Genomic DNA, 12,082 nt, shown 5'->3' with positions numbered 1-12,082 from the left:
TGGTTGTGGAAGGAGAAGTCTTCTCCATTCATGTTTGTACTTTTTTGGCCTTTATACGCCAGAAACCCGGCTTATGCCTGACGCATAGGCCGGGTTTCTCGACAGACTGAAGCGGGTATCCTATGGATACCCGCCCAATGACTCACAGGATGATGCAAATCAACCCGCCTGCGCTTTCGTTAATGATTTTTTCCAGCGTTTCTCTGATTTTCCCACGAGCATCGTCCGGCATCCGGCTCAACTTATGGGATAACTCCTCCCGCACCAATTCATTGAGAGACTTGCCGAAAATATTGGTGTCCCATATTTTTTCCGGCTGCTCTTCAAATTCACTAAGCAGATAATGCACCAACTCTTCCGACTGCTTTTCTGTTCCCACAATGGGATTGACCTCTGCTTTGATGTTGGCTCGCATCAGATGAATCGACGGCGCCGACGCACGCAGCCGCACGCCATACCGGCCACCCTGACGGACAATTTCCGGCGCTTCCAGCGTCAATTCGTCTACCGACGGCATCACTACGCCGTAACCGGTCTGATAAACCTGATCCAGCGCGCCGTGCAGTCGTTCATACTTGCGTTTGATCTCTGCAAAATCACTGAGCACGGAAATCAGGTCCGCTGCATCCTGAATATGAATCTTGGTTTGCTGTCCGACAATCTCATAAAAGACTTGTTCCGGAATTTCAATGCTGATGCTGGCTTTGCCGCTGCCCAGCGCCATCTGATCAACATGCACCCGTCCGACGTATTCATTCTCTCCAATACGGTCGCATATTGTTCGAATGTCGCGCATTTTCTCTCCGCCCTGCGCAGCAGAACGAACAGATTGGTAGATGCTCTGACGAACGGCATGCTGCGACGGCAGTGCACCGATATAGCGTGGCAGCGTAAATGCGATTTCGCACACCGGAAATTCATATAATACGCGCTGCATGATATCCGCAATATCATTTTCGTCCAGTTCCAGGCAATTAACTGCCAACGGTTCTACCTGATACTGACTCCGTAATGCATCGCAAACCGCTTTTGCGTGTTCTCCCTCTGGTTCCGCTGAATTGACCAGCACGAGGAACGGTTTGCCAAGCGCGCGCAATTCTTCAATGACACGCTGCTCCGCTGGGACATAGTTTTCCCGCGGAATTTCGGTAAAGCTACCGTCGGTTGTCACCACGAGGCCGATGGTAGAATGCTCTCCGATAACTTTATTGGTGCCGGTTTCCGCAGCCTCTGCGAGCGTCATTGGTTCCTCCCGCCAAGGGGTAGAAACCATACGCGGCATATCATCCTCCATGCCGCCAAGCGCGCCATCGACCAAATAACCGACACAATCCACCAAACGAATCCGGCACATGCCGCCGTCCGGCAACGCAATTTCTGCCGCTTCCTCCGGGACGAACTTGGGTTCTGCGGTCATAATGGTCCGCCCTGCTCCGGATTGCGGCAGCTCATCCCGTGCCCGCTCCCGTTTATACATATTATCCATACCAGGCAGCACCATGGTTTCCATAAAGCGCTTGATCAGCGTGGATTTACCGGTGCGCACCGGCCCGACTACACCGATATAAATATCGCCGCCGGTACGCGCGCTGATCTGATTATAGATTTGATGATCCAAAATTTCCCCGCCTTTCATACCTGCATGGGTATCAGCAATACCATATGAGAAACACCAGTAGCGTCCGCCGGTAAGTCATTGACGCGCCGGATTTCTTCCATGGTCGTGCCGCAATCCTTTGCAATTTCCCATAGCTGCTGCTCCTCTTGAACATAACGAAGCAACAAGGTTGCATCTGCTGTTTTCTTCTGTGCTTCTCCCTCTTCCAGCGATGTAATATGCCGAAATGCAACCCGTTCCTCTGCGGTTGCCATACCGGATGCTGTTACATTACACAGAACCCCGGTTTCTCCGGCTGCAGAAGCCCGTATGGCCAGTGAAATGTCGGACAATTCCCCCGCAACAAGGCATGGCATGGTCATCGGCACCAATCGGTCCACTGCATATAATTGCTGCTCATCACTCAGATAAAGCACTTGTATTGCTGCGGTAATCTGCAAATCACCTTTTGCGCTGTGCTTTGCGCTGCAGCAAACTGCCTGTGCCGAAACAATATGCGCAGCATGCTGCGCGGTTTGAAGGGTTTCCGAAGCCTCCGCTGTAAAAGCGACGGAAGGCGGCATAGAATGCAGCAGTGTTTTTTCTTCGCTCATCTGCAGCGTTCGTCCCGGCAGATAGAGATCTTTAATCCTGCACAGCGTTTTTGTGCGCCGAACGGTAATCAGCGCGGTAACAGATACAGTATAGGAAAGCAGGCCGTCCGGTTCGATACGGCTGTCAATCTCACGTACCGCAAGCTGTGCGCAAACGGCATCCTGCTCTTCGACCTCCGGCATTTCCAAAATCTGCGTAAACGGCGTCGTATTGGACAAAATACGCGCAACGTCATCTTCCTGCATGGCAAGGCACTGGATTTCGGCCTCCCCTTTCAAAACGATTTTTCCGCGCATCGCCCGACACTCTGACGTTCTTAATGTACAGTTGGTGTGCAGAATCGACAAGCCGTCCGCATCCTGCATCGACACATCATCCAACACGGTAATCGGATAGGCGCGCACCTGTTCGGTTAGCGTTACCGTCTGCATCTCACTGAGCAGCTCAACCTGTTTTTCCTGCGTTCCCTCGGTGATTTCACACTGCGTTTGGCAATAGCCTTCAATAAAAAAGCAGAGCTGCACTTTTACATTCAGCTTGCGGCTGTTCACCACTACCACGTCTACCGTTGCAACCTGACATCTCACAATACAGACGGTTTCCGCGTCAATCCCGTCGCATTCTTCGATATGCGCAAAACTGACCGGAACCGACAGGCGGCGAAGTCCTCCCCCTTTTTCCGGTTCATACAATACAACGACCTGTACCATACCGGATGCAAGCAGTCTGCCGCTTTGCGGTGTTTGATCCCGTACCGCCGCCGTGCCATATGCACAGACAATCCGGCCAATATCCGGAAAGGTATCCGGTACGATCGAATCGGCTGTTTCACTACAGGTTGATATTCGCGCAAGCCGCTTATCATAGTACTGGATGCTTGTTTGATTTAGTTCCATTGGTGCTGTCTCCTCCTTTTCACTGCGCTCCTATCTAACAATATGTCCTCCTGCAGTGAAATATGAGAATAATCAAGGAAATGGGTGACGCCTGCAACGATTTGCTTTTCCATCCGCGTTCTCTGCTGCTGCTCTCTGGTATGTCAATTGTAATTGCTGCGCTAGATTGAAAAAACCCGGTTCAGTTTCATACTGAACCGGGCTTTCGACATGATGGTACTATTTCTATTGATACGAATCGCAGCATGCAATGAACATTTTTCGCTTAGAGAAGCATCTCCAGCGGCGCATCACAATACGGGCAACGTTCTCCCACTTTCCCTTCCAACGGCAGATAGGATTCGGTTTTAGTGATACACTTATGATTTGAGCACTTGACACCGTGCGAACCGATATCCTGATGGCCTGCGCGGATGAACGGTAGCTTGGATAATGTCAGCAGCAGCGCCATACGTCCAAACATACCAAACCGCGCCTGCCGGAAATAAACAGCACGCGGATCATCATCCACGTCCTGCGCAATTTCATCCACGCGCGGCAGCGGATGCAGCACCAGCATATCCTTTTTAGCGCGCTTCAGTTTTTCCGCTGTCAGTTGGTAATTTCCTTCCAAATTTTGATATTCCTGCGCAGTGACAAACCGTTCCCGCTGGATTCGCGTCATGTACAGCACATCCAGTTCGGGCAGCGCCTCATCAATGCTCTTCACTTCGCAATACGGCATATTATGCTCTTTTAGGAACTGAATCATATAATCCGGCAGACCCAGCACATCCGGCGCAATCAAATAAATTTGCACATTATGATATCGCTCAAGAAAATGCAGCAGAGAGTGTACGGTACGTCCGTACTTCAAATCGCCGCACAAGCCAATTTTCATATCGTCCGCCGAACCGCGCATGCGCAATATGGTGACCATATCCGTCAGCGTCTGAGTCGGATGCAAATGGCCGCCGTCACCTGCGTTGATAACCGGCACAGAAGAATACATGGATGCTGCTTTTGCTGCGCCCTCGCGCGGATTGCGCATGACAATCATATCCGCATAGCTGGAAACCATATTGATGGTATCCTTCAAGGTCTCTCCTTTTGTCGTCGACGAGGAACCCGGATCAGAAAAGCCGACCACGCTGCCGCCCAAACGCATCATCGCGGTGGAAAATGACAGATTGGTTCGGGTGGAGGGTTCATAAAACAGGCTGCCCAACACCTTGCCGCGGCAGGCATCCGTATAACCCTCGGGGCGGTCAATAATATTCGTGGTCAGCTTATATAGGTCGGAAAATTCTTTTTCCGTCAAATCACACAAATCAATGATATGGCGCATTTGGATGATCCATCCCCTTTTCTTTCTTTTCTTCGTTTATCATACCACAGGAAAAAAAGAAAGAAAAGATTTATTTCCGCATTGCTTCGATTGGGTCAAGCCGCGCCGCGCGTACAGCCGGCAACAGGCCGGCGATGACGCCACAGAAAAGGCATACCGCGAAAAGTCCAATTATCATACGCCAATCCGGTAAAAGCGCAATCATGCCGAAAAGCACAGCCAGCACAATTCCCATACCACATAATCCCCCCAGCGCACACAGCAGCGCGGATTGCAGCAGAAAAATGCGGCGGATATCCCGCGTTTGCGCACCAAGCGCGAGCAGAATTCCGATTTCCCCTGTTTTTTCATATGCCGCCGCCAGCATGCTGCAAAGTACGCCAATCAGCGCGACACAAAGTGTAATTGCTCCGACCACAGCAAACAGCACTACACCAAGACCTGCCAGCCGATTCACGGTATCCACCATGCTCGACATGTTTTGCACCCGAACCGTTCCATCCACTTGACCGTATCCGGTCAGATATCGTGAAATCTGCGCACTGACAGCGGACAAATTCGCATCCGCTGTACATTGCACAAAAACCTGATCTGCATTTTCCTGCGGTGTTGCCAGACAAGCATACGGAATATATACCAAATGCGGCGCAAAGGAAGAAGCGAGCGAACCTAACGCGCTGGTTTGCGCTTTTACCACTCCGCACACGGTGAAATTTTGATCTCGCCCGTCAAAACGGACCCGAATGGTGCGACCGACAATATTATCTCGTCCGTACAGGGCATGTGCCAGTTCATCCCCGACCACTGCGACCGGCTTTGCGCTATCCGCCTGCTGTGCGCCAAGCAAGGAACCCGCGATCAGTTCGAGTTGCATCACTTCCCCCAGTCGTTCATCCGCGCCTAGAAAGAGTACATCTTCACTGGCATGTCCGGCTCGGACATTACCAGACTTTGCCTTAATTGGCATAACGCTGTCAATCTCCGCCACTGCCTGTTCCATTCGGTCGGCAAGCTCTGATGATAGCGGATTCCCTGCGCCATGGTCCTCCAGATATACCGTCAGTCCGCTGACACCGAGGGTTTTAAGCCCTTCGCTCACTTTTTCCTGCCCCAGCAGACCAATTGCTGCAATCAGCAGCAGTGCCCCGGTACCAACGGCAACGGACAGTGCACACAGGATGGTGCGCAACGGATTTTCACGCAAATTGCCCACGGCTAGTCGAAGCAAGTCGGAAAATCTCATGCCATCACCTCGACTAAATCACCATCCTCAAGCGAATCCGGCGGCGACAAAATCACCACTGCATTCGCATCCACTCCTTCACAGATTTCTGTCACTGATTCCAGGATATACCCCGTTGTCACAGCCCGCTGGACCGCTCTATTCCCTTCTACACAAAACACATACTCCTGTTCCCCGCGCTGGCAAATTGCCTCCATCGGCACCGCAATTGCATCCGGGTGGTAATCAGTAAAAATTTTCACCGTAGCCGAATACCCCGGACGCAGCCCCTCCACGTTTCCCGTCAAGTCCAATACCGCCTCGACTGTTGCTTCCCCGCTTTCCCCCGTCAGGCTGACTGCACGCGCTGCGACAGGCGACAGGCTTTTAACCTCCGCGCCAAAGACAGCGTCCTCCAAGGCTGAGACTGTCACATTGGCGCGCTGACCGCTCTCCAGTTGTCCCGCATAAATCTCCGGAGATTGCGCACGCACTTGCAAACAATCCAAATCGGATATCCTGATGCACGGCACGTCTGCGAAAATACTTTCCCCCGCCTCCGGCATATCCAAAACCGTTCCTGAAATCGGTGCACGCAGCACCATATCTTCTTCCGCCTGCACAGACTGTGCTTCTCCACTCGCCATTGCATTCCAGACGGACTGTATTCTGTCCTGTAACAGCAAGTTGGTTTGGCTGGCCGGCGTCAATGTGCAGAGGATGGTTCCCTGCTCCACGTTTTCACCAACCGACGTATAGACGGCCGTGACTACCGCGTCGGTTGCCGGCACTACCACCGTGCTGTCAGCTGCCTCAATCGTGCCAGAAACGGTAATGCTATTATAAATATCCTGCACCGTAGCCAAACCGGTCCGCACAGCCACTGTCTCCGGCGCCTGCTGTCTCCACGACCAAAAGGTCAATGCACACAATACAACTGCTGTTGCGCTCAACACCATCCGCGCCTTTTTTTCCACAAAAAACCGACCTCCCGCCGCAAGACTGTCATTAGTCTGCGACAGAACAGCCGGTTTTACACATGCAAAAACTGGTTTTCCCTCACAATACCGCACGAAACGCATCTGCGACCGTTTTTGCACGCACAATATTCATTTTTTTCGTCAATTCCTCATCAATCTCCTGCATCGGCATAACGCAAGTGTGGAACCCCAGCCGATATGCCTCGTTGATGCGCTGCGCGGCGTTGGAAACCGCACGCAGTTCTCCCGTCAGGCCTATCTCACCGAAGCTCATTACGCCTTCCGGAAGCGGCTTATCCCGAAAGCTGGACGCAATCGATAGTACCATCGGCAGGTCCACCGCTGGTTCCTCCAGCCGCATGCCGCCTACCACATTGACATACACATCCGAGGACGAGAGAAACAGTCCGCAGCGCTTTTCCAGAATGGCAAGCAGCAGCACCATACGGTTATAGTCTACGCCCGCCGCAGTGCGGCGCGGTACGCCGAATTGTGTTTTCGCTGCCAACGCCTGCACTTCCGCCAACAGCGGACGGCTGCCTTCCATCACGCAGGCAATGCAGTTTCCGGAAGCGCCTTGCGGGTGTCCGGCCAGCATAGCGGCAGAGGGGTTTTGCACCTCCAACAGACCGTGGTCGCTCATTTCAAATACGCCGATTTCATTGGTGGAACCGTAACGATTTTTCGCTGCGCGCAGGCACCGGAACGGCCCCGTGGTTTCTCCCTCAAAGTACAGCACACAATCGACCATATGCTCCAAAATTTTCGGTCCCGCCAGTGTGCCCTCCTTATTGACATGACCAACAATGAAAATGGTTACATTTTTGTTTTTGGCATACTGCATCAGGCTCATGGCGCACTCTTTGATCTGCGTCGTACCGCCCGGCGCTGCCGTCAAATCGCGTTTGTAAACCGTTTGGATGGAATCCACAATCAGAATATCAGGCGCCATTTGCTCGGTTTCCGCAATAATTTGCTCCATGTCGGTTTCCGAAAGAATGTACAAATCGGGCGACGAGATATGCAGCCGCGCCGCCCGCAGTTTAATCTGTCGAAGGGATTCCTCGCCGGACACATACAAAACACGTGCAGATTTGCACATCTCCTGACACATTTGCAATAGCAATGTGGATTTGCCGATACCCGGTTCGCCGCCCACCAAAACAAAGGAACCGTGTACGGCACCACCACCCAGCACTCGATCCAATTCTCCTATGCCGGAGTGAAACCGGCTTTCGTCACCGCTATCAATATCCTTGAGCAGCGTAGGACGCGACACGCCACGCTGAAATGTATCCGTGCCGCGCGCCGCGGATTCCGGCTTCACTTTAAATTCGCTCATGGTATTCCACGCTCCGCAGGAAGGGCATTTGCCGAACCATTTTGGGCTTTCATAACCACAGTCACTGCAAAGATATACGGTTTTCTGTTTCATATTTCCTCCGTTAAACGCCGCTTTCGTACCGAAGATATCCGGTTACAATACTTGCGGCCAGCTTTTTATGATATTCCGGGTTCCCGAGAAGCGCTTCTTCTGCAGGATTGGATAAAAAACCACATTCCACGATCACAGCCGGACAATCCAGCACTTTCATTAGATAAATGCTCTGGTCAGCCGGTTTGGCCTGCCGCTTGTTGGTTGGGTCACAGCCTGTGATCAACGCATCCTGTAAAAGCTCCGCCAGCGCACATCCGCCTGCATGATTGGTAGAATAAAAAACCTGTGCACCGTGATACTGTGCATCGCTGAACTTATTCAAATGAATACTGAGAAAGACAGGATTTGCTGTCTGCTCCACCACTTGCTGACGCGCTTTGATATCAGAAACTTTGTTCTCCCGCACGGGACGAGAAGCGTTGTAATCCAATGCGTTCGTGTCCTCGCGCGTCATCACCGTCTGCACGCCAAAAAACGATGCCAGCAGCTGCACGCGCTTTGCAATACTCAAATTGATATCCTGTTCGGTTGTTCCATTTGAACCAATTGCGCCGCCGTCAAACCCGCCGTGCCCGGCATCAATCACCAACGTGCGCGCTGTATGATTCTGCGCAATTGCCTGAACCACCTGCTCCCCTGTTGTCCATGCCACCAAAACAGCGAACACCAGCAACACGCAGCCCAACACATATTTTTTCCATCGTTGTCCCACTGCGCACACCTCCGTTATGACAAGGTATGCGCATTCTCTGTCCATTATAATTGACATTACCACAGTACGCAATAATTTCGTTGTTGCTTCCATAAAATTATGATATGATAGTGTCATCAAACTGGAGGAATGAAAAATGCATGAGACTTCAAAACTGCTGGCTGTCATCGACTATCAAAATGATTTTGTGACCGGCTCACTGGGATTCGAGGGTGCAGCAGCCATTGATAACGGTATTGCTCATTTGGTACAGACCTATCTTGCCCAAGGCGACCATGTTCTGTTCACTTACGATACCCATGATGACTACTATCTCGAAACGCGGGAAGGACGTGCTTTGCCTATACCGCACTGCAATCCCAAGGAAACCGGCTGGCGGTTATATGGAAAGACACAGGAAATTTGCTGTGAAACCTGTGCCAATCATCAAATTCACACGGTTTGTAAAAACACTTTTGGCATGCCCCCTGCCGACCTCTCTGCCTTGGGACAAGAATTGCCCAACCTGCGCGATATTTTGGTGGTAGGCGTTGTTACCAATATGTGCGTAATTTCCAACGCCATTCTAATGCAAGCACAATGGCCGGAAGCGCAAATCACGGTCGATGCTGGTCTGTGCCGTAGTTTTGATCCCGTACTCCATGATAAAGCGCTGGACGTCATGCAAGGCCTTCAAATGAATATTATCAACCGATAAGTTATTTTGACCATGCTGTAGATGAATTCAGTTTATAATCATAAATTTGATAAAATATTTGACATATCCCATCTTGACATAACCACAGTTTATTTGGTATAGTTATTAAGTTAGCATGGTTACTACAAAAATGTGATCCAACTTTGTTTTTATTGCGTAAACATGCTAACTTAATATTTTGATATAGTAAGGCTGCCCCCTTTCTATTTTGGGGAGCATGCAAGTTTTGTCCATGAGAGAAAAACTGCAATCCCGCAACCCACCGGGATGCTACCAGAAGCGGGAAGCTTTTCAGCAAAGCATTTAGCAGAAAAACACTCTTGACTACCGCTCATACAATTCTATAACCGGGTGTAGCGCAGTTGGTAGCGCGCCTGCTTTGGGAGCAGGATGCCGCAGGTTCGAATCCTGTCACTCGGACCATGCGGAGTGTCCTTATAGGATCTGAGTATCCTACAAAGGACACTCCGCATTTTTTATTGTCAAAATTGGGGCAGCGCCGTTTTCATCGAACAGCAGCCGATCCCGGATGCACAGGAGCTTTACCTTGTGCCGGGTGAGCAGGTCAATGTAGCTTTGGGTCATGCCCCACTCCCGGCCTATCCGGGTCAGGCTATGGACTATCACCACATCCACCCTGCCAGCAACAACGGCCTCGGTCACTTTCTGGAGCGCCGGGCGGTCTAATGTGAGCCCGCTGCCGTATTCGTCCGCAGCGCCGATGATGGTATATCCCGCCTGCTTTGCGTAGAGCTGGAGCAGAAACCGCTGGTGTTCCAATGCAAAAGAATCTTCATGGGCGACACGGCAATAGAGAAATGCTCTCATATCCCACACCACCTTTACACCGCCGGGGCGTAGCTTAATGCTACGCCTTTTCTCGTTTCCAGCAGAATATCCCGCTCGGGGATTTTCCGGCGATCCGGCACCTCAAAGGCCCCGATGCAGTTGTAGTGGATCGTCACCCGCTGATTGGTAACACCGTCCTCCTTGACCGCAGGATAGACCTCGATATACTCAATGAGTTCGGCAACCATGCGCTTGGTGATGGCAGTAGCGTCGGTGTAGCGCCGCACCGTTTCCAAGAAGGTGTCCACATCCATCCGCTTATCTTCCAGCTTTTTCAGCTCCAGCCGCAGCGCCTTGATTTTCTTGGCGTTTTCGCCCTGCTCCTGCTCATACCGTTTGGACATTTTGGCAAACCGGGCATCGTCGATCTTGCCGGACACATTGTCCTCATAGAGCCGTTCAAAGAGCATATCCAGCTCCCCGTCCCGGGCCAGCAGCCCATCCAGCTCCCGCTTCTTGCGTACCCGGTCATTTTCCGCTACCTTGGCGGAACGGCCCACCATCGCCTTGATAAAGTCGTTTTCGTATTCGTTAGCGAAGCAGGCCAGCCGGTGTACCTCGTAGAGCACGACCTGCTCCAAGAAGTCCAGCCGTATATAGTGGGTAGACGAGCACTTGCGGAGCCCGGAATTGTGGTTCTGGCAGCTAAAGAATTTAATATCGTGGTTGCCCTGGTTAAAATGGAAATTCAAATTGCCACCGCACTCCGGGCATTTCAGATAGCCGGAAAAGACGCTGGGCTCTTGGGTAACGGTGGGGCGCTTGCGCCGTGTCCCGGCTTTTAACGCCTGTACCTTTTCCCAAGTTGGCCGATCAATGATAGGCTCATGGACATTGAGGAAGATGGCCCGGTTCTCCTCCGGGTTCTCAATCCGGCGCTTCATTTTATAGGATTTGGAATAGCTTTTGAAGTTGATGACATCACCGCAGTATTCCTGCGTGGTCAAAATCTTCTTGATTGTGGTGTGTCCCCATTTTGTGGGCTCCACGGTGCTTTTGGAGCCGCCCCTGCTTGTCCCCCTGCTGCGCCAGTAGTAGGTCGGGTTGACAATCCCATCTACACCGAGAGCAGCGGCAGTTTCAGCCAACCCGTACCCGTCCAGCGCCATGCGGTAGATACGGCGTACCACCTCGGCGGCCTCCGGGTCAATCACCCAAAACCGGGGATCGTCCGGGTTCTTTATGTAGCCGTAGGGCGGCGGCGAAAGCGGAATCCCTGCGTTTCCTTTCATCTTATTGACGATCCGGCGCTTTTTGGAAATGTCCTTGGCGTAGTATTCATTCATAATGTTCTTGAACGGGGTGAAATCGTCCTCTCCCTCGTCGCTGTCCACGCCATCGGAAACGGCCACCAGCCGCACATCATGGAGCGGGAAAAATTCTTCGGTGAGCTTGCCCACCTCAATGTAGTTCCGGCCCAGCCGGGAGAGGTCTTTCACAAACACCGCCGAGATGTACCCGGCCTCGATTGCGGCGATCATCTTTTGAAAGCCGGGGCGCTTCATGGTAGTGCCGGTAATACCGTCATCCACGAAAAAGATAGTGTCCGTGTAGCCCTTGTCCTTAGCGGCCTTTTGAAGTATTTTCTTTTGGAAAGTGATTTGTCAAGGGTGTTTTCTCCACGATATATCACCCTATATCAAAAAGCCAAATAAACATGCCAAAATATCGCTCAATATTACATCGTTCGCAAACATAATAATTGAGGAACCGACAAATTTCTGCTATACTTACTTTTATAACTGATTT

Annotated in this window: 10 protein-coding genes and 1 tRNA gene; 2 read left to right on the top strand and 9 right to left on the bottom strand. The window is 51.6% G+C overall.

What is annotated here, in order from left to right:
* Positions 1-142 precede the first annotated feature (142 nt).
* From spoIVA to ACTQ34_RS12845, 7 genes are all read right to left on the bottom strand, one after another.
* The gene (gene spoIVA, locus ACTQ34_RS12875; protein ID WP_441364177.1) at positions 143-1,618 is read right to left on the bottom strand and encodes a stage IV sporulation protein A; all 1,476 of its coding nucleotides are present in this window, start codon (positions 1,616-1,618) and stop codon (positions 143-145) included.
* A 14-nt stretch (positions 1,619-1,632) separates the two neighbouring features.
* Positions 1,633-3,108: a DUF3794 domain-containing protein gene (locus tag ACTQ34_RS12870; RefSeq protein WP_441364176.1), complete on the bottom strand. Its 1,476-nt coding sequence runs from the start codon at positions 3,106-3,108 to the stop codon at positions 1,633-1,635.
* 265 nt (positions 3,109-3,373) lie between these two features.
* Positions 3,374-4,444 (bottom strand): aspartate carbamoyltransferase, encoded by a 1,071-nt coding sequence (pyrB, locus tag ACTQ34_RS12865; protein ID WP_373165796.1) that lies wholly within the window; start codon positions 4,442-4,444, stop codon positions 3,374-3,376.
* Positions 4,445-4,505: 61 nt separating this feature from the next.
* Positions 4,506-5,678 carry an ABC transporter permease gene (locus tag ACTQ34_RS12860; protein ID WP_441364175.1) on the bottom strand — a complete coding sequence of 391 codons (1,173 nt, stop codon included), beginning with the start codon at positions 5,676-5,678 and terminating at the stop codon, positions 4,506-4,508.
* Positions 5,675-6,634: an efflux RND transporter periplasmic adaptor subunit gene (locus ACTQ34_RS12855; RefSeq protein ID WP_441364174.1), complete on the bottom strand. Its 960-nt coding sequence runs from the start codon at positions 6,632-6,634 to the stop codon at positions 5,675-5,677. The genes ACTQ34_RS12860 and ACTQ34_RS12855 overlap by 4 nt, the downstream gene beginning before the upstream one ends.
* An 82-nt stretch (positions 6,635-6,716) precedes the next feature.
* Complete coding sequence (radA, locus tag ACTQ34_RS12850) at positions 6,717-8,072, bottom strand: DNA repair protein RadA (protein WP_441364173.1); 1,356 nt, start codon at positions 8,070-8,072, stop codon at positions 6,717-6,719.
* 10 nt (positions 8,073-8,082) lie between these two features.
* Positions 8,083-8,787, bottom strand: coding sequence for an N-acetylmuramoyl-L-alanine amidase (locus ACTQ34_RS12845; RefSeq protein WP_441364172.1), 705 nt, complete (start codon positions 8,785-8,787; stop codon positions 8,083-8,085).
* A 136-nt stretch (positions 8,788-8,923) separates the two neighbouring features.
* On the opposite strand from ACTQ34_RS12845, the gene ACTQ34_RS12840 reads away from it, so the two are divergent.
* Both ACTQ34_RS12840 and ACTQ34_RS12835 read left to right on the top strand, forming a co-directional pair.
* Complete coding sequence (locus tag ACTQ34_RS12840; protein WP_441364171.1) at positions 8,924-9,484, top strand: cysteine hydrolase family protein; 561 nt, start codon at positions 8,924-8,926, stop codon at positions 9,482-9,484.
* Positions 9,485-9,831: 347 nt separating this feature from the next.
* A tRNA-Pro gene (locus ACTQ34_RS12835) sits at positions 9,832-9,907 on the top strand.
* A gap of 30 nt (positions 9,908-9,937) precedes the next feature.
* On the opposite strand, the gene ACTQ34_RS12830 is transcribed toward ACTQ34_RS12835, so the two are convergent.
* Both ACTQ34_RS12830 and ACTQ34_RS12825 read right to left on the bottom strand, forming a co-directional pair.
* Positions 9,938-10,312: a recombinase family protein gene (locus tag ACTQ34_RS12830; RefSeq protein WP_441364170.1), complete on the bottom strand. Its 375-nt coding sequence runs from the start codon at positions 10,310-10,312 to the stop codon at positions 9,938-9,940.
* A gap of 14 nt (positions 10,313-10,326) precedes the next feature.
* Positions 10,327-11,916 (bottom strand): DUF4368 domain-containing protein, encoded by a 1,590-nt coding sequence (locus ACTQ34_RS12825; RefSeq protein ID WP_441364179.1) that lies wholly within the window; start codon positions 11,914-11,916, stop codon positions 10,327-10,329.
* Positions 11,917-12,082 lie beyond the last annotated feature (166 nt).

The sequence above is a fragment of the Agathobaculum sp. LCP25S3_E8 genome (assembly GCF_052117165.1).
Taxonomy (GTDB): domain Bacteria; phylum Bacillota; class Clostridia; order Oscillospirales; family Butyricicoccaceae; genus Agathobaculum.
Note: the sequence above shows the minus strand (reverse complement) of the source record. Positions and strands in the feature narration are given on the sequence as shown.

Coding starts and splice junctions, on each gene's coding strand:
- ACTQ34_RS12870 (WP_441364176.1), bottom strand. CDS start 3,108: ATGGAACTAAATCAAACAAGCATCCAGTACTATGATAAGCGGCTTGCG.
- ACTQ34_RS12860 (WP_441364175.1), bottom strand. CDS start 5,678: ATGAGATTTTCCGACTTGCTTCGACTAGCCGTGGGCAATTTGCGTGAA.
- radA (WP_441364173.1), bottom strand. CDS start 8,072: ATGAAACAGAAAACCGTATATCTTTGCAGTGACTGTGGTTATGAAAGC.
- ACTQ34_RS12840 (WP_441364171.1), top strand. CDS start 8,924: ATGCATGAGACTTCAAAACTGCTGGCTGTCATCGACTATCAAAATGAT.
- ACTQ34_RS12830 (WP_441364170.1), bottom strand. CDS start 10,312: ATGAGAGCATTTCTCTATTGCCGTGTCGCCCATGAAGATTCTTTTGCA.